The sequence below is a fragment of the Flavobacterium sp. N1736 genome, from assembly GCF_025947065.1.
In the GTDB taxonomy this organism is placed as follows: Bacteria; Bacteroidota; Bacteroidia; order Flavobacteriales; family Flavobacteriaceae; genus Flavobacterium.
Genome location: NZ_CP109994.1, coordinates 2,405,635 through 2,423,839, shown reverse-complemented (window position 1 = coordinate 2,423,839; position 18,205 = coordinate 2,405,635). Strand labels below are relative to the sequence as shown.

14 protein-coding genes are annotated in these 18,205 nt (G+C 32.4%); 3 read left to right on the top strand and 11 right to left on the bottom strand.

The window, feature by feature from the left end; all coding sequences use genetic code 11:
* Nucleotide 1 precedes the first annotated feature (1 nt).
* Both OLM54_RS10095 and OLM54_RS10090 read right to left on the bottom strand, forming a co-directional pair.
* Complete coding sequence (locus OLM54_RS10095; RefSeq protein ID WP_264538455.1) at nucleotides 2–1,204, bottom strand: LETM1-related biofilm-associated protein; 1,203 nt, start codon at nucleotides 1,202–1,204, stop codon at nucleotides 2–4.
* 109 nt (nucleotides 1,205–1,313) lie between these two features.
* Nucleotides 1,314–1,841, bottom strand: coding sequence for a superoxide dismutase family protein (locus OLM54_RS10090; RefSeq protein WP_264538454.1), 528 nt, complete (start codon nucleotides 1,839–1,841; stop codon nucleotides 1,314–1,316).
* Nucleotides 1,842–2,030: 189 nt separating this feature from the next.
* On the opposite strand from OLM54_RS10090, the gene OLM54_RS10085 reads away from it, so the two are divergent.
* Nucleotides 2,031–2,456 (top strand): META domain-containing protein, encoded by a 426-nt coding sequence (locus OLM54_RS10085; RefSeq protein WP_264538453.1) that lies wholly within the window; start codon nucleotides 2,031–2,033, stop codon nucleotides 2,454–2,456.
* Nucleotides 2,457–2,461: 5 nt separating this feature from the next.
* Nucleotides 2,462–2,983 (top strand): DUF4251 domain-containing protein, encoded by a 522-nt coding sequence (locus OLM54_RS10080; protein WP_264538452.1) that lies wholly within the window; start codon nucleotides 2,462–2,464, stop codon nucleotides 2,981–2,983.
* A gap of 56 nt (nucleotides 2,984–3,039) precedes the next feature.
* Here OLM54_RS10080 and OLM54_RS10075 read toward each other — a convergent pair whose 3' ends face one another.
* The 8 genes from OLM54_RS10075 to OLM54_RS10040 form a co-directional block, all read right to left on the bottom strand.
* Entirely contained in the window at nucleotides 3,040–4,134 is a 1,095-nt protein-coding gene (locus OLM54_RS10075; RefSeq protein WP_264538451.1) for a glycoside hydrolase family 18 protein, read from the bottom strand.
* A gap of 323 nt (nucleotides 4,135–4,457) precedes the next feature.
* Complete coding sequence (locus OLM54_RS10070; protein WP_264538450.1) at nucleotides 4,458–6,263, bottom strand: acyl-CoA dehydrogenase family protein; 1,806 nt, start codon at nucleotides 6,261–6,263, stop codon at nucleotides 4,458–4,460.
* A gap of 58 nt (nucleotides 6,264–6,321) precedes the next feature.
* Nucleotides 6,322–6,672 carry a four helix bundle protein gene (locus tag OLM54_RS10065; RefSeq protein WP_253789085.1) on the bottom strand — a complete coding sequence of 117 codons (351 nt, stop codon included), beginning with the start codon at nucleotides 6,670–6,672 and terminating at the stop codon, nucleotides 6,322–6,324.
* Between the two features lie 160 nt (nucleotides 6,673–6,832).
* Nucleotides 6,833–8,014 carry a thiolase family protein gene (locus OLM54_RS10060; RefSeq protein WP_055096034.1) on the bottom strand — a complete coding sequence of 394 codons (1,182 nt, stop codon included), beginning with the start codon at nucleotides 8,012–8,014 and terminating at the stop codon, nucleotides 6,833–6,835.
* A 175-nt stretch (nucleotides 8,015–8,189) separates the two neighbouring features.
* Entirely contained in the window at nucleotides 8,190–10,580 is a 2,391-nt protein-coding gene (locus tag OLM54_RS10055) for a 3-hydroxyacyl-CoA dehydrogenase/enoyl-CoA hydratase family protein (protein WP_264538449.1), read from the bottom strand.
* Between the two features lie 129 nt (nucleotides 10,581–10,709).
* On the bottom strand, nucleotides 10,710–11,174 hold the full coding sequence (locus tag OLM54_RS10050; protein ID WP_264538448.1) for a MarR family winged helix-turn-helix transcriptional regulator: 465 nt from the start codon (nucleotides 11,172–11,174) through the stop codon (nucleotides 10,710–10,712).
* Between the two features lie 644 nt (nucleotides 11,175–11,818).
* On the bottom strand, nucleotides 11,819–14,728 hold the full coding sequence (locus tag OLM54_RS10045) for an SIR2 family protein (protein ID WP_264538447.1): 2,910 nt from the start codon (nucleotides 14,726–14,728) through the stop codon (nucleotides 11,819–11,821).
* A 251-nt stretch (nucleotides 14,729–14,979) separates the two neighbouring features.
* Nucleotides 14,980–15,381: a helix-turn-helix domain-containing protein gene (locus OLM54_RS10040; protein WP_264538446.1), complete on the bottom strand. Its 402-nt coding sequence runs from the start codon at nucleotides 15,379–15,381 to the stop codon at nucleotides 14,980–14,982.
* A 221-nt stretch (nucleotides 15,382–15,602) separates the two neighbouring features.
* On the opposite strand from OLM54_RS10040, the gene OLM54_RS10035 reads away from it, so the two are divergent.
* A complete protein-coding gene (locus OLM54_RS10035) occupies nucleotides 15,603–16,232 on the top strand; it encodes a hypothetical protein (RefSeq protein WP_264538445.1) in 630 nt (209 codons plus the stop codon).
* A gap of 67 nt (nucleotides 16,233–16,299) precedes the next feature.
* Here OLM54_RS10035 and OLM54_RS10030 read toward each other — a convergent pair whose 3' ends face one another.
* A complete protein-coding gene (locus OLM54_RS10030) occupies nucleotides 16,300–18,078 on the bottom strand; it encodes an AMP-dependent synthetase/ligase (protein WP_264538444.1) in 1,779 nt (592 codons plus the stop codon).
* Nucleotides 18,079–18,205: the final 127 nt, after the last annotated feature.

Below are 18,205 nucleotides of genomic sequence, written 5' to 3'. Positions count from 1 at the left end.
TTTATTCATTTTCGTCGAGATTTTCATTAAAAGCCGATGGTAACATTGTTGGAATAAATTTGATTAATATCGGCAATAATAAACTTCCGCCGGGTAGTAAGAATATTGTCAATGACGGAATCGTTTTGCAGATATCCAAAAGCTGTTTTTTTACTTTTTTCTTTTCTTTTGCATCTAAATCCCTTGTTGTAGAATAAGCCAAAAGAACCATCAATTCTTTACTCTGAACAATTTCCTTAACCAGCCTGTTTTTGTTTCTTATAATCAGTTTTACAACCGTGTGCGTCATCTGGTCATAAAAATGCTTTACCGGATTTGAATAATTAAAATACGGAATTTTATGTTTATGAGTCGTAATAAAAGTATGTGTCGTGTCGATACTTTGGGTAACGAAATCATCAGAAACATGCATCATCGATCCTAGCGAATATAAAAAATATGCTTCCTCATTTTCGACAACGCCATCGCTCCATAAAGCCATTCCGGCCATATCGATCAAATAATATTGCTCTAGTTTGTTGCTAAAATAATCAAGCTGCAAGGTTTCTAAAGTATCAACCGTAACTTTTGAAAATTTTGAATATCGAATAGAAGCTTCAAAAAGTTTAATCAATAAATCATCGTGTTGCGATTTTACTGTTTTCGTTTTTAATGCTAAACCTACAATACCAAGAACCGTTTCTTCAATTCGTTTTAAATATTTTTCAGGAATTTCACCATGCGCCAAATATTGTCTAAATGCCAAAACATCAATAAATAATAAAGCGTTGGTAACAAGATGCGAAAAGTTTTTACTAATAATACTATCATTAGTCTGCACTCTTTCATCAATTATATTTTCTAAAGAATGGGAAGGTGCATCTTTTGGAAGTAAAATTTTAAAGAGATTAAACCCTTCCGGATTCATTGCTTTATAAAACTTTAAAACTTCGGTAATGAAATTCTTAGGCTCAGAGTTTCTTTTTTCTAAACAAAAAGCACCGTACAAAGTATTTAGTAAAGCAATTTTAGAAATTTCTGTTTTAAACCAGCCTTTTATCGGAATTGGAATTTGGGAATCTATAGAAATAATGTGCCCATAGATAAAGCCAGTTTCTCTCACTTTATAGTAAAAAGAATCTACTGTTTCAAAAGGAATTGCTTCTGAAAACTTTTGTTCGCTAAAAAATTTATCGATCCAGCCTGATGCCGATGGGTTAATCATTATTAACTTTGGTTTGAGGCTACAAAGCTATATCTTTTTCTTGTGGTATGTTTAAATTTTAAATGAAATAACCACTAAATTTTGTGAAAAAGTAGTGGTTATTTTGTTTTTACTTGATAATACCTGCACAGGCAACTCTGCCGCCGGCATTTCCGGTTGGTTGAGTTGTAAAATCATCAGTTCCCTGATGTACGATTAAACCTTTTCCAAGTATATTTTTGGTTTCATCCTCACAACCTATACACCATTCGTCTGTTGTAAGCGTGATAGATCCGTTACCTTTATCATCTGCGGTAAAGTTTCCGATATCACCTTTATGATATTCGCCAACGCCCCATTTTCCATGTTTTTTAAAAGTTGGATTCCAGTGTCCGCCAGCAGAACTTCCGTCAGCAGCAGTACAATCTGATTTTTCATGAATATGTATAGCGTGAACTCCGGGCTGTAAACCTGCCACTTTTGCCACAAAAGTTACTTTGCCATTTTTCTCTGTAAAAGTAGCTGTTCCCGTTACGGTGCTGTTACTTTTTGGTTCTAATGCAACAGTTAAAGTTTTAGCATCATTTGATTTTGTACTGGTCTTACAGCCAACAACTAAGGCTGTAACTATAGCGAAGGAAACGATTATTTTTTTCATTTGTAAGGCTTTTAAATTAAATAATAAGTAAATTTAGCTTAAAATTACTGAAATTGTCTGACGCTAAAAGTTAAAAAAAACCAAAACTATTACTTTCATTTTACAATTGTTTTAATAAAAGTCATTAAATTTAGTATACAATTTCGTATAAATTATCCACAAAATTTTTTTAATTTAATCTATAATAATATGGTAAAGAACACTTTAATTTTAGTTTTTTTAGGAGTTGTATTGCTTTCATGTAAATGTAAAAAAACGGATACAGTTTCTAAACTTGACGGAACATGGGAACTCAATTATATCTCTGGTCCAAGAATTGCTTTTGACGGTTTGTATCCAAATAAAAAACCAACCATAGTTTTTGACTCTAAAGAAAATCGTGTTTCCGGTAATAGCAGCTGTAATTCATATACAGGAAAATTGAGTGTAGATGGTAATAAAATCGATTTTACACAACCAATGGTAATGACAAAAATGATGTGTATGGACGGGCAAGGGGAGCAGACTTATATGAGTATACTGCAAAAGATAACTTCGTATGATATTACGGATGATGGCAAAACCCTGAATTTAATTTCCGGAGATGTTGCTATGATGCGATTCACCAAAAAATAGAAACCATGAAAAGCAGGTTAGCCATTTTAGTATTGCTGTTTTCTTTTTTTAGTTTTGATGGTTTTGCTCAGGAAAAAACGAAAAAGGAATTAAAGCAGGAAAGAGAACTTCAAAAACAAAAAGAAACAGAAGCGCTTATTGATGCTAAAAATTTTGTTTTTGATGCCGAAAAAGTTTCCCCGCAAGGAGGCAGAATGATTAATCTGGATTATAATACTTATTCGTTAAAGTTTAATTCAGAGAATGTAATATGCGATTTACCTTTTTTCGGACGCGCCTATAATGTTGGTTACGGATCTGATGGGGGAATAAAATTTGAAGGAAAACCGGAGAAAATTTCAGTTGAAAATAAAGGAAAAAAATACATTGTTAAAGCAACCGTAAAAGACGCAAATGATGTATACGATCTTTTATTTACTATTTTTTATGATGGCGGAACGACATTGAATGTCAATAGTAACAACAGAGCGTTTATTTCTTACGATGGCAGAATCAGAGCTCCAAAAGAGAGCGAAAATAAAAAATAAAAAACGGCAGTTATTTCTAAGAAGTAACTGCCGTTTTTTTATTGTTTTAAACGAATTTATTTAGCTGTTTTAACTTCATAAATAGCGTTTACCATTCCGTTTTTAGGACTGTCCAAAGTAAGTTCCCAGAACATAATTCCACCTAATTTTTTAGCTTTTACATATTCGGTTTTAGCTTTTATCGATTTTAAATCATCAGATGTTGCAAATGTTTTTGTGCCAGCGTTGTACCAATATGGTGCTTGTGCTTTTTCATCATAAAAATATTTCCAGCCGTTTGCTTCTGTATAAGTCGTAGCAAAATTTTTAAAATCTGCACCCGGAATATGTTCACCTGCCTGATATAATCCATTATTTATATTCTCTACATTTTGCCATGTTCTTGAATAAAATGCGCCTCCAATGATTAATTTTTCAGCCGGAACTCCTTGTTTTAATAAATAAGTAACCGCTCTGTCTGTAGATTCTTCATTAGGATTCGTGCTGTATAAAGGCGTATGATGTCCGGTAACTTTAGAATATCCGTTTACTAAATCATAACTCATAATGTTAATACGATTTACTAATGGCGCAACCGTTTTCCAGTCGATAGATTCATCTAAATATTTTTGAAAACCTCCGGCAGCAAAACTCAATTCGTATTTTTTTCCAAGAGTAGAACGTAGAATTTTGATTAGTTCAGTAAAATTAGGTTTGTCTGCCGGCTGAAATAAATGCCCGGGAAGTCCTTCAATTGCAGGATATTCCCAGTCTAAATCTAAACCGTCAACTTTAAAATAAGTACTCACTTCTTTTACTGATTTAGCAAATTTCAATCTTCCTTCGGCAGTAGAAAATGCTGCTGAACAAGGCTCACAACCTCCCCAGCCACCAAGCGATAAAACAATTTTAAGTTGTGGATTCTTAGCTTTTAGTGAAACCAAATGTTTAATTGTAGTAGAATCTTTGGGAGAATCAACACTTAGTTTTCCGTCTTTTAAATGACAGAAACTAAAAATAATCTGGTCTAGTTTGTTTACTTCGTATTCATTAATTAGTTTGTCATCGCCTGTGTAATAAGCGATAATGTCCATTTTTTTATTTTTTTGTGCAAAAAGGTTTGTAGTAAGTGCACATAATAATAAAAGGGCAATTAGGTTAATTTGTTTCATTTTTAAGCAATTTGTTTTTTGAAATGCTAAATATAAAACATTAGAATATAAAAATCGCTATAGAATATGTAACAGAATTGTAATTTTAATAAAGATTTGTGAAATGATATCACGAGATACTGTAGAGGAGCACACAAGCGTGTCTTCTCATTTGTAGATGCATAGTTGTCCGCCTCTAAAAAGTATGCCACAGATTACAGGATTAAAATGATTTAAAAATCTTTGTGAATCCTGAAATCTGTGGCAAAATAAAAAAAATAAACCCGCACTGTTTCGGATAAGTGCGGGTTTAAACAAATTAAAAGCTAAAAACTATTTTTATCTTAGAAGCAGTATTCGTTTTCTGCAACTAATTTTGATGTAATAACCTCTCTCAAGGCTACAACATTTGGATTGTTTGTATATTTTGTGAAACGTTTTAATCCCATTAACATCATACGTTGTTCGTCGCCTTCGGCAAAAGAAATAATTCCTTCTTTTCCTCTTGAGTTAACGATATCTACCGCTTTGTACAAGTATAATTTTGCCATAGCAATTTGCTCTTGTACTTTAGCTTCACCTTGATTTTTGGCTAATTTTTCAGTTCTCAAAATAGTACTTTCAGCCATATAGATTTCGATTAAGATATCAGAAGCAGCCATTAATAACTGTTGGTGAGCATCTAAATCCGGACCGTATTTTTGAACTGCGCTTCCTGCAACCATCAAGAAAACTTTTTTCAGGTTGGCGATAATTCCTTTTTCTTCTGCAAATAATTCAGAGAAATCAGGCGTATCAAAAGATGGAATTCCCATTAATTCTTCTGAAACTTTCATTGCTGGTCCAAGTAAATCAACGTGACCTTTCATAGCCTTTTTGATCAACATACCAACAGAAAGCATTCTGTTAATTTCGTTTGTTCCTTCGTAGATTCTAGCAATACGAGCGTCTCTCCAGGCACTTTCCATTGGAGTGTCTTCTGAGAATCCCATTCCACCAAAAATCTGAATTCCTTCGTCAGCACAAGCTTGCACATCTTCAGAAACTGCAACTTTTAGAATAGAACATTCGATAGCATATTCTTCAACACCTTTCAATTCAGCTTCCTGATGCGTAGTTCCTTCCGCCTCACGAGCAGCGATTCTGTCTTCGATGTCTTTTGCAGCACGATAAGAAGCACTTTCTCCAGCGTATGCATTAGTTGCCATTTCAGCTAGTTTAGAGCGAATTGCTCCAAAAGATGAAATTGCAGTGTTAAATTGGATTCTTTCGTTAGCATATTTAACTGCATTTGTAGTCACTCTACGTTGAGCATCTAAACAAGCTGCTGCCAATTTAATACGACCAACGTTCAAAGCGTTCATTGCAATTTTGAAACCGTTTCCTCTTTCAGACAACATATTTTCAACGGGAACTTTAGTATCGTTGAAGAAAACCTGACGAGTAGACGAAGCACGGATTCCTAATTTATGCTCTTCTTCATTCATAGAAATTCCGTTTGAAGGATCGTTTTCTACGATGAAACCTGTAATATTTTTATCATCACCAATACGGGCAAAAACGATGAAAACGCTACAGAAACCTGCATTCGAAATCCACATTTTTTGTCCTGTAATAGAGTAGTATTTTCCATCTTCAGATAAAACAGCTTTTGTTTTTCCTGAGTTTGCATCAGATCCTGCGCCTGGCTCTGTTAAGCAATAAGCTCCAAACCATTCTCCGGAAGCTAATTTAGGAACGTATTTTTTCTTTTGTTCTTCTGATCCGTAAAGTGTAATTGGCATAGTTCCAATTCCTGTATGAGCACCAAAAGCAGTTGAGAAAGATCCTGTAGCACCAGAAATGTAATCACAAACTAACATTGTAGATACGAATCCCATTCCTAATCCACCGTATTCCTCAGGAACTGCAACTCCAAGAAGTCCAAGTTCACCAGCTTTACGCATAGATGCTTCTGTATACGCATAATCTTTCTTTTCGAAACGATCTTTATGTGCCCATAATTCTTTGTCAACGAACTCTTTTACAGAGTCACGCATCATTAACTGCTCTTCCGAAAAATCTTCTGGTGTAAAGACATCTTCGCATTTTGTTTCTTTAACTAAAAACTGACCACCACGGGTTACGTTTTTTTCGATTGTATCTGCCATTGTTATTTTTTGTTAGAGAAAAGAAAATAGAATATAGAAAATAGATTTTTGACTGAACTTATTTAAGTCCGTTTTGAAAACCCATTGTCATTCTTTGAAATTCTTCTATTTTAATTTCTAATTGATTAAATTGTATTTCGTTTATATATTTTCTGTGCTTAGCAATTAATAATTGCGTAATTAATTCAAATGAAGAACCAAGAGAAATGTCTAAAAAGTGACTAAAAGATTTATCGGTTCTTGAAGATCCTTCGGCAATATTACTAGGCATCGAAACAGAACATCTGCTTATTTGAGAACTCAAATCGTATCGTTCGTGTTTTGGAAATTCTATTAATACATCTGAAATTTCATTAGCAATTGCAATTCCGATCTTCCAAATTTTCAAATTCTTATAATTATGTCTCATGTTTTTTGAGCCAAGATAAGAAACAAAGAATTTTAAAGTAAGTTTTTTATTACTTTTTATAAATCTTTGCTCTTGTCTCTTTCATCTAAAAAAACATCTATTCTCTTTATTCTATTCTCTTTATTCTATATTCTATTCTCTTTGCTCTATTCTCTCTTTTTTAAAGAACTTCGTAAATCCCCGCAGAACCCTGCCCAGTTCCCACACACATAGAAACGATTCCGTATTTATTACCTCTGCGTTTCATTTCGTCAAATAACTGAACAGAAAGTTTAGCTCCGGTACATCCCAGAGGGTGTCCTAAAGCGATTGCTCCACCGTTTACGTTCACAATTTCCGGGTTAATGTTTAATTCGCGAGTTACTGCTAAAGCTTGTGAAGCAAAAGCCTCGTTTAATTCAATTAACTCGATATCATTCAATGTTAATCCTGCTTGTTTCAATGCTTTCGGAATTGCTTTTACCGGACCAATACCCATGATTCTTGGTTCAACACCAGAAGAAGCAAAGTTTACAAGTCTTGCAATTGGTTCAAGGTTTAATTCTTTTACCATATCCTCGCTCATGATTAAAACAAAAGCAGCACCATCACTCATTTGCGAAGAGTTACCTGCAGTTACGCTTCCGTCAGCAGCAAAAACTGGTCTTAAACCTGCTAATGCAGCAACAGAAGTTCCGGCTCTTGGACCTTCGTCTTGTTTTACAACATAAGATTTAGTTTCTTTTTTACCATTTTCATTGATGAAAGTCTGTTCAACAGTAATCGGAACGATTTGTTTGTCGAATTTACCTTCCGCTTGTGCTTTCAGGGCTTTCATGTGAGAGTTGTAAGCAAACTCATCCTGATCTTCTCTTGAAATTTTATATTGATTAGCAACCGCTTCCGCAGTTAAACCCATTCCCCAATAGTAATCTTCGTGACCTGCAGCAGCAACTTTATAATCCGGAGTTGGTTTGTAACCTCCCATCGGAATAAAACTCATACTTTCTGCACCACCGGCGATGATACAATCTGCCATTCCTGATTGGATTTTTGCAGTTGCCATTCCGATAGTTTCTAATCCGGATGCACAATAACGGTTAACCGTTACACCAGGAACATCTTCAACTTTTAATCCCATAAGAGATATCAAACGTCCAACGTTAAGTCCTTGTTCAGCTTCCGGCATGGCATTTCCTACCATTACGTCATCGATACGTTTTTTGTCAAAATCAGGCAATTCATCCATCATAAACTGAATGGTTTCTGCAGCTAATTCATCAGGTCTTTTAAATCTAAAAACCCCTTTTGGTGCTTTTCCTACCGCAGTACGGTAAGCTTTTACTATATATGCTGTTTTCATTTGTTTTTGTTTTTTAAGATTATAGAAAATTGATCATAGAAAATAGACTATTACTTTGTCTCAAAATCTATATTCTTTTCTCTTTATTCTATTTTTTAAGAGGATAGAAGATAGAGTATAGAAAATAGACTTTATGTAGTCCGAAATCTATATTCTATTCTCTTTGTTCTATTTTCTAATTTCTAAGTGGTTTTCCTTTAGTTAACATATATTGAATTCTCTCTAAAGTCTTACGTTCTGTACATAAACTCAGGAAAGCTTCACGTTCGATATCTAATAAATATTGTTCAGATACTAAAGTTGCTTCAGATAAATCACCACCAGCCATTACGTAAGCAAGTTTGTTAGCGATTTTCTTGTCGTGCTCAGAAATATATTTTCCAGCTTCCATTTGATCCGTCCCTACTAAGAACATTCCAAGAGCTTGTTTCCCTAATACTTTCACATCAGTTCTTCTGATTGGTTGCGTATAACCAGCTTCTGCCATTAACAAAGCATGTTTTTTAGCTTCGGCAATCTGACGATCTTTGTTTACTACGATAATATCTTTACCATGTTGAAGAAGTCCTGTATCAAAAGCTTCATAACCAGAAGTAGATACTTTTGCCATAGCGATTGTTAAGAAATACTCCTGAAGAACATTCAATTCCACATCATTTTTGCGGAATAAATCAGACGCTCTTAAAGCCATTTCTTTAGATCCACCACCACCAGGAAGTACACCAACACCAAATTCAACTAATCCCATATAAGTTTCAGCAGCAGCAACCACTTTATCAGCATGTAAGCTCATTTCGCATCCACCACCAAAAGTCATTCCGTGAGGCGCAACCACAACTGGAATCGAAGAGTAACGAACGCGCATCATTGTGTCCTGAAACATTTTGATAGCCATGTTCAATTCGTCATATTCCTGCTCAACAGCCATCATGAAAATCATTCCGATATTAGCCCCAACAGAGAAATTTGCTGCCTGATTACCAATAACTAAACCTTGATATTCTTTTTCAGATAAGTCAATTGCTTTATTGATAGCCTGAAGTACATCGCCACCAATTGTATTCATTTTAGATTGGAATTCTAAATTCAAAATTCCGTCTCCTAAATCCTGGATAATTGCACCACTATTGCTCCAAACTTTTTTGCTTTCGCGAATGTTGTTCAGAATAATAAATGAATCTTGTCCCGGAACTTTAGTTTGTGATTTTGTTGGAATGTTATAGAAATATGTCGCTCCTTCTTTTACAGAATAGAAACTTTCGCTTCCAGAAGCCAACATTTCAGTAACCCATGCAGCTGGTTCAAGACCTTCTGCTTTCATGATTTCGATTCCGTTTGCAACCCCAATAGCGTCCCAAATTTCGAATGGACCATTTTCCCATCCAAAACCGGCTTTCATCGCATCATCAATTTTATATAATTCGTCTGAGATTTCAGGAATTCTGTTAGAAACATAAGCAAACATTCCGGCAAAGCTTTTACGGTAAAATTCACCGGCTTTGTCTTTTCCTTTTACCAGAACTTTAAAACGATTGATAGGTTTATCGATAGTTTTTGTAAGTTCAAGCGTAGCAAAATTTGCTTTTTTAGCAGCACGATATTCTAAAGTATCTAAGTCAAGAGTAAGAATATCTTTGTCTACTTTTTTGTAGAAACCTTGTCCTGTTTTACTTCCTAACCAATTGTTTTCCATCATTTTTGTGATGAAATCAGGAAGTTTAAACAATTCGTGTTGTTCGTCTGTTGGGCAGTTTTCATAAATACCGTTGGCAACGTGTACCAAAGTATCCAAACCAACAACGTCAACGGTACGGAAAGTAGCCGATTTTGGACGACCAATAACGGGACCAGTTAATTTATCAACTTCTTCAATCGTTAATCCCATTTCTTTAACCAAATGGAATAAACTTTGGATTCCGTAAATACCAATTCTGTTTCCAATAAACGCCGGAGTATCTTTAGCAACAACAGATGTTTTTCCTAAGAATTTAGATCCGTATTCGTTTAAGAAATCCAATACTTCAGTTGAAGTTTTTGGACCAGGAATAATTTCAAATAATTTTAAGTAACGCGCAGGGTTAAAAAAGTGAGTTCCGCAGAAGTGTTGTTGAAAATCTTCGCTTCTTCCTTCGCTCATAAAATGAATTGGAATACCAGAAGTGTTAGAAGTAACCAAAGTTCCCGGTTTACGGAATTTCTCGATTTGCTCAAATACCAGTTTCTTAATATCCAAACGCTCTACAACAACCTCGATAATCCAGTCAACATTGGCAATTTTAGCCATATCATCAGTAGTATTTCCAGTCGTGATTCTGCTTGCGAATTTTTGACTGTAAATAGGAGACGGTTTCGATTTTAATGAATTCGCTAAGTGCTCATTTACCACTCGGTTGCGAACAACTTTACTTTCAAGCGTTAATCCTTTTTTAGTTTCAGCTTCTGTCAACTCGCGTGGTACGATGTCAAGTAATAAAACTTCAACACCAATATTGGCAAAATGACAAGCTATTCCTGAACCCATAATTCCGGATCCAATTACAGCAACTTTTTTAATTGTGCGTTTCATATTTGTTAATTTTATTTCTATTGGTCAAATATGTTATCGCCTTTTTATTATTCGGAAAAAAATGTAATGTGGGCGATTTCATAAGTCGTTAATATTTGTTTTTATTTTGAATTTGAAGTTTCCTTATTATTAAGGTTTTTCATTTTCTAGTTTTTCTGTTTGATTAAATATATTCTTGTCCTGAATCAATTCATTGATAATTTCCGAAACCTCAATAAAGTGTTTTAATTTTTCGTCAGAAACATGTTTTCTAACCGTTTCATTAAATTTCAGAACAGTATTTTTAGATAAATCTCTTTTTTCTTTTCCAAATTCTGTCAGGTAAATCAAAACACCGCGACCGTCACTTGGATTTTTTTTTCGAACAATCAAACCTTTGTCTTCCATTGATTTCAATGTTCTGGTTAAGCTCGTGGCTTCCATTCCCATTCGTGGGCCTAAAGCGGTCGATGGAGTTCCTTCTTCCTTATCTATACTTAAAAGTGCAAATCCGGTTGCCATTGTGGCGTCGTATTTTGCAGCTTCCTCGTTATACATTCGTGAAACAGCCTGCCATGTAGCTCTCAAAATATAATCTATTGTTTTGTCTTTCATAGGTAACTATATCGATTTCAAATATAATTAAAAAATACTATGCATGCATATTATTTTTTAATAAATTTTTAGTTAATAAAAAAATGTCTCTGAAATAGAGTGGTTTAGGGTTAGTTTTTGAATTGAAATATACTATTCTTTTTTGAGATTTATACAAATTTAAGATTCTAAAAAAAGATTCTGCATTCAAAATAAAGGTATAATTATTCTTTATGTAAAAAAATAAGAGTTTAAATGCGAATAAATTTTATTCATCATAATGAGATAATGGCTTTTGAAGATTTTTTTTCATTCTATTTCGCAAATTTTCTAGTGGAATAATTTCTATTTCGTCGCCAAATACCAATAAAAAGCGTTCTTTATAGAAAAATGATACTAACGGGAACAAAAACAAAAAGAGTGAAGTTTATATTGCCGAAAAACGTACTCAATAATCTCCTGAAAAAATACCACGAACGCCGTTGCGAACCTATTTTTCTGCCTTTTGTTGCAAGAACTGTGGCGCAGTTTAAATGAGTTTCGTTAGATAAAGTAGCGGAAGAAACTATGAGGAATGCTAAAAGCTTTTTCAGGATTCTATGAATTGAGTTTTTAAAATAAGTTTATAAATATCTGGAATTTTATGACTTCCGCTTTTTGATTTGCTAATTTTTAATAACTTTTTGATTATATTTTTGTAATAAAGCTATAAATTTGGGGTCATCCTTAAATTCCTCTATTATATCAGGATAAAGTTGATTTACTTTCGCATCTTCCATAAAAGCTTGCTCTAAGTATAAATAAAATTTTTCCAAATCTCCAGAAGACGCATAAATAGTAGCCTTGGTTCCTGTGAAACTATTATCTTTACTAATTTGCTCTGCCTTGTTAATATACTCAAAAGCCTTGTCAAATTCCTTAGTCAAACGGTAATAATTGCCGTAAAAGTGATAGATGTATTCTTTTTCAAGGCTAAGAGCATTTGCTCTTTCAATATCCAATAAAGCTTCATCGAACAATAATAAACATAAATTAATGCTTGCTCTGCTTAAAAAATAAGAACTATCTTTATTTATTAAAATTGCAGCATCTAAATCTTTTATCGCATCAATATATTTTTCTTGACGATTGTATACTAGTGAGCGATTAAAATATATTGAGTCATCTTTGGTTTCAAATTTCAATGCATTATTCCAATCAGAAAGTGATTTCTCATCATTATTTAATGAAAAATATACATCAGCTCTGCTAACATAATAAAAATGATTCTCCGAATCTAGTTCAATAGCTAAATCTAAATCTTCAATAGCTTTTTTATATTTGTTTAGTTTTTTTAATGAAATTCCTCTGTAATGGTAATAATCTGCTTTTTTATTGTTAATGTTTATTAATTGCTCAGCAATATTTAAAGCATTATGAAAGTCTTTTTTATAGCTGAAAAATATATCAAATAAGCTTTGGAGGTTATTCTCATTTAAAGGTTCTGAATTCTGTATTTTGATTCTAATCAAAAATTCATTATCACTATCTTTAGCATAATGATAACAACGCGCTAAATTTAGTAATATTACAGTATCATTATTGTTTAATTTTATGGCTTCTTTATAATTCACAATTGCTTGAGACCAATTTTCTTCTCGCATGAAATGAGCTCCTAAAGCAGAATGTTTTTCTTTTTGGTTTAATAAGTAATCTTTTAAAGGTGTTTCCGTTAATTTAAGCTGTGATTTGAGCTTTTCTTCGTGTTTATATTTTGGAAAAAACTTATAAAAGCTAATTATCTCTTGAACATAAATTGAATAGGGAGACAAGAATGAATTATAATTTAATATTTGATTTAACTTTTGGTTTTTCTCCTCCTCTTCCTCCTCTTTGTGATTATCTTCTTTTTTACTTGCATCACTACATATTAAATATTTTACTTGATCAGGAATTGGAACTTCATTTAGAAAAGATATAAATTCTTCAATATTTTCTCCCTCATAAGTTTCATAAACTAAGTCAAAAGCAGAGTTCTTTTCTTGATGATACGGAAAAAAGTAATTAAATGGACTTTCATTGAAGTATGGATTTTCGAATAACTCCTCATTAACCATAGAAATATTATTTAATCCAATATTAAATACATTTATAATTGTTGAACAAGCATCTTGTACTCTTAAGTTTTGATTTAAGGATGTAATCTTAGTTTTGATCGAATTAAGTCTTAACCATTTATTTCCTAAATGATTTAATGAAATAAATAATGAAGTTATTGATTTTTGCCATACTTTTTCCTCATTATCATTTATGAAATCAATAAGTAAGGTGATTTTTTGCTCATCAGCTTTGTTAAAATGTATTAAGCTACAACAAATTGCACTAACGATAACACTTCTATCATACCATGCATATTTCTCACTATTATTTCGTATTTTTTGGATTTGTTCTAAAGTTTGATAATTTAATTTTTCAGAAGAATAAATAGTTTCAAACAAGATTTGCAAATCACTGTCTCGAAATGGTTTGTCAACTTCTTGGAGATAGTCTATTTTTCCAAATATTAATTTATCAAGCTTAATTCTTAAATCTTTAAGTTCTTTTATAAGCTCTCTATTGCTAGGATCATTTAGTAAATTATTTGTTTTATTGGTAATAAGTTCAAGAATATTATTTATATCATCTTTTGTTAATTCTTTATCTTCAACTTTTTCCTCAACAATTGATAAAGACTCCTTCTTTGTTTCTATTCCTAGTTTTATTTTTTTTAATTCTAAAAGATGATTTAATAAGTCATCATTCCAATTTTCAATTTTTATTGGTGTAACATCATATTTTATAAAGTCTTCAATTTTTGTTGTGAAAATAAAATGTTCTTTAATAGAATAGCCTTCATACATGTTTTTGATTTTTATGAATAAATCATTTACAAAAGGATCTGTCAAACTGAACCCTATAAATAATAAGGTTTTTTCTTTGAAATGATTTGCTAATGTATCTGTATTATAATTTTCAGTCTTGTAAATTTCTCTATAATCACTTTCAAAAAGAATTATGGATTTCGGGTCTTCATAGTCACCGTGAATTTTATATAGAAACTCTGCATTGTTAGTCTGACTTTTTAAACTTTGAAAAGCATTTGAATTATCGAAGATTGTTGGAGATATGGATTTTGGAATATATTGCTCTAAAATCTTATCATAATTAGTAGTAATTATTTTACTTGAAATATCCCATAATAAACTATGTACATTTGATTGTTCAGGTAATTTTTTTGAAATTTCTTCTATTCGAAAATTAATAAACTCTTGAGACTTTAGTTTAAAAGTAGTTCCATTATCGGAATCATTTTCAATTTTATTTAATGCATCAAATAAAGATTTGTTATCGGTTTTAACTCCTTTTAATATGTTCTTAAAATTTGTATCAGATGCTTCACCATATTTATCATCCAAATCTTGAAGTATTTCTTCAACCAATTTTTTCCAAGATGGTAATCCTAAAGGCATTGAACATCCAGCACCAACAAAAATTACTAGATTGTTTTTCTGTATTGCAGCTTCTAATTTTGGTGGAATAGTTAAAATCTTGGTCATAGCTTTATAGTAAAACTCAAAAATACATTTTTACATTTAATTTACAGTTTATTTTTGTTAAATTAAAAAAAGTAATTCTACTATTTCTAGTTCAATTGAAAATAATTTTCAAACATCGTCTCTTACGGAAAAACCAAATAAACAAAAGCAATTCAAACTTTAATAAAAAATAGGAAAAATTATATCAATATATAAAATGCGCAATTCTCATTGCGCATTTTATATATAAAAAATCCTCTTTATCGAGAATATTATTTCCCTTTCATCAATTTTTCTAAATATTCAACCTTATCTTTTTCAGCCTGAACCAAACGTTCGTAAAGCTCAACAACTTTATCAAGAGGATTGAAATTACAATGATTATTAGTTGTGTTTCCCTGAGCACCATTATTAGCACTATTATCGTAAAAGTTATTAAAGAAATTAAAAACAGATTCTTCTGTAAAATTTTCAATAGCTTCTACCGTCACGCCAAGTGCTTTTGCAATTTGTACAAGTTTTTCAAAATCAACAGTTTCGCTGGTTTCAATACCAGAAATAGTCTGTTGGCTTGTGCCAATAGCATCAGCAAGTGCTCCTTGTTTCATTCCGCGAAGCTCTCTAATTCGGCTAATATTTCTGCCAATATGTTTGGGTTTTTCTGTTGTGCTCATAATTCAAAGATATTTAAAATTCTTTTTAAAAAATAGGGATTGGTAAAAAACAAGATCGATTCGATAAAATACAGTTTGAGTTGCTTTTAGATCATGTAAATATATGCTTTTTCTTACTTTAAATTAAAAGATATGTTTTCTCTTTTTCTGGTAAACTGTGAATATCAGGTTGTTTTGTCAAGTAAATTATAACTTTAAAATCTTTATATTTGCATTATAAAATGATGAAACATGAACTACAAAATATCATTGCAGGAAAGAGCCAAGTTAAGCATGGAACAAATATCCAAGCAGCCGCCAATTACCTTAAAAATGGCAAGAGAGCAGGCACTTTGGCTGAAAAAGGAATCGACATCAAAAAACAAGAAGAAGTCTTAATTGAGCAATTTGCTACAATAAATGCTCTTTGGATTACCGATTTAAAAATTGAAAATTTTGTTTCGAGTGGTGCAGAACAAATGGTTTATCTAAAAGATGAACGAGATGTCCTCAAAATAAATGATACAATATATTATGCTTCCTGGGAAGATTACTTTAATAATTTACTTCTAAACAATTATTTTTTCCCTGATACTGCTTATGAACTTCTCGGTTTTTATAGAAACGATAAAGCTTTATATGCAGTTGTTCAACAAAAATTTGTTTTAGCAACTGAAAAAACTGAATTAACCAACGTAAAAATATTTCTTGAAAACTCAGGATTTATCAATAAAAAAAATAACGATTATTTTCATCCTGAAATCGGTATAATTTTAGAAGATTTACACGATGAAAACGTTTTGACACAAGATGGTTTATTAAAATTCATCGATACCGTTTTTTATCTTACCGAAGACTTTTACAAACCATAATGATCAAATAAAAAAAAACGGCTGTCAATCGACAGCCGTTTTCCGTTGGTTTGTATTATTTTGATTCTTAATTGTGAGTATAGATTTTATCGTAAAGATCTTTGTAAATCTCTTTGATAATTTTACGTTTCAATTTTAGGGTTGGCGTTAGTTGTCCGCCATCAATAGACCAAACATCGGGAGTTAATTCAAAACGTTTGATTTTTTCCCAGTGTCCAAATTTCTCGTTGATTCCTTCTACTTCTTCGTCGATACGTTTAATAACGTCAGGGTTTTCACTGATTTCTTTATCGGTGCTTCCTAAAGTTATTTTATGAAGTTTTGCCCATTCTTTTACGAATTCAAAATTTGGCTGAATAAAAGCTGCCGGCATTTTTTCGCCTTCGCCAATTACCATAATCTGCTCTATAAATCGAGATTGCTTCATCGCGTTTTCAATAAGCTGAGGTGCAATATATTTTCCGCCCGAAGTCTTGAACATTTCTTTCTTACGATCTGTAATTTTCAGGAATCCTTCGCTGTCAATTTCTCCAATATCTCCCGTATGAAAATAACCGTCTTGCAAAGCTTCGGCAGTTTTTTCAGGATCTTTAAAATATCCTAACATTACGTTTGGACCTTTGCAAAGAATTTCTCCGTCCTGCGCAATTTTTATTTCTACATTACGAATTACTTTACCAACAGTTCCAATTTTAAAACCTTTGTTTCTTTGATCGTTTACGGCAATTACAGGCGATGTTTCAGATAATCCGTAACCTTCCATAACCGGAATTTCGGCAGCAGCAAAAACTCTCGTTAAACGCGGTTGTAATGCCGCACTTCCTGAAACCATCAAATCTAAATTACCTCCCAAACCTTCTTTCCATTTACTGAAAATAAGTTTACGGGCAATCTTCAATTGAAATTCATACCAGAAACCGTTTGCTCCGTATGGTTCGTATTTTAAACCTAAATCGATAGCCCAGAAAAATAGTTTTTTCTTAATGCCTGTTAATTCAGTTCCTTTCGCATAAATTTTATCGTAAACTTTCTCTAAAAGTCTCGGAACAGCCGTAATAACGGTTGGTTTAACTTCTTTTAAGTTATCACTGATTTTATCAATCGATTCTCCAAAGTAAACCGAAACACCATAATATTGATAAATGTAAAGAATCATTCTTTCAAAAATATGGCAAATAGGCAAGAAGCTCAAAGCCGTACTTTTTCCTGCGTCAAACGGAATTCTTGGCGCGCTGTCTAAAACATTCGATACTATATTTTTGTGCGAAAGCATAACACCTTTTGGTCTTCCTGTAGTTCCTGATGTGTATATGATTGTCGCTAAATCGTCTTCTTTTATGCTGTCTTTTTTTACTTCAACTTCAGCCTGATTACTTTCGTCCTGACCTAAAGTCAATAATTCTGTCCAGTGTTTGCAGCCTGCGATTTCATCAAAAGAATATACTTCTTTTAAAGTAGGAACATTTGCTTTGATCGCATTTACTTTGTCAAGTACTTCTTTATCAGAAACAAAGCAATAAATACTACCGCTGTGATTTAAGATATATTCGTAATCTTCTTCGGCAATTGTTGGGTAAATTGGAACGTTTTGAGCGCCGGTTTGCAAAATACCAATATCCATGATATTCCACTCTGTGCGGTTATTTGAGGTAATTAAAGCAATTTTGTCATCTTTTTGAACGCCCATACGCAATAATGCTCTTGAAACAGCATTAGCTTTTGCAATATATTCCTGGCTGGATGTTTTTTCCCAAACTCCGTTTTTTTTGGTTGCTAAAGCAACCTGAAGGTTGTAAGTTTCTTGTTGATAATAAGGAAAATCAAAAAGGCGTGTGATTGAAACCATGTTTAATATATTGAATTTTACTGCAAATTAAATAAAAATAAGGTATAATTTTTATTTTTATGAAATTTTATGGGAAAAATTATAGGTACTATTGAAAATCAACGAAAACGTTTTCTTTTTTGTAGTA

Coding starts and splice junctions, on each gene's coding strand:
- OLM54_RS10050 (WP_264538448.1), bottom strand. CDS start 11,174: ATGAAAGACAAAACAATAGATTATATTTTGAGAGCTACATGGCAGGCT.
- OLM54_RS10065 (WP_253789085.1), bottom strand. CDS start 6,672: ATGAGACATAATTATAAGAATTTGAAAATTTGGAAGATCGGAATTGCA.
- OLM54_RS10035 (WP_264538445.1), top strand. CDS start 15,603: ATGATGAAACATGAACTACAAAATATCATTGCAGGAAAGAGCCAAGTT.
- OLM54_RS10080 (WP_264538452.1), top strand. CDS start 2,462: ATGAAAAGCAGGTTAGCCATTTTAGTATTGCTGTTTTCTTTTTTTAGT.
- OLM54_RS10055 (WP_264538449.1), bottom strand. CDS start 10,580: ATGAAACGCACAATTAAAAAAGTTGCTGTAATTGGATCCGGAATTATG.
- OLM54_RS10090 (WP_264538454.1), bottom strand. CDS start 1,841: ATGAAAAAAATAATCGTTTCCTTCGCTATAGTTACAGCCTTAGTTGTT.
- OLM54_RS10045 (WP_264538447.1), bottom strand. CDS start 14,728: ATGACCAAGATTTTAACTATTCCACCAAAATTAGAAGCTGCAATACAG.
- OLM54_RS10060 (WP_055096034.1), bottom strand. CDS start 8,014: ATGAAAACAGCATATATAGTAAAAGCTTACCGTACTGCGGTAGGAAAA.
- OLM54_RS10075 (WP_264538451.1), bottom strand. CDS start 4,134: ATGAAACAAATTAACCTAATTGCCCTTTTATTATTATGTGCACTTACT.
- OLM54_RS10030 (WP_264538444.1), bottom strand. CDS start 18,078: ATGGTTTCAATCACACGCCTTTTTGATTTTCCTTATTATCAACAAGAA.
- OLM54_RS10085 (WP_264538453.1), top strand. CDS start 2,031: ATGGTAAAGAACACTTTAATTTTAGTTTTTTTAGGAGTTGTATTGCTT.
- OLM54_RS10070 (WP_264538450.1), bottom strand. CDS start 6,263: ATGGCAGATACAATCGAAAAAAACGTAACCCGTGGTGGTCAGTTTTTA.
- OLM54_RS10040 (WP_264538446.1), bottom strand. CDS start 15,381: ATGAGCACAACAGAAAAACCCAAACATATTGGCAGAAATATTAGCCGA.
- OLM54_RS10095 (WP_264538455.1), bottom strand. CDS start 1,204: ATGATTAACCCATCGGCATCAGGCTGGATCGATAAATTTTTTAGCGAA.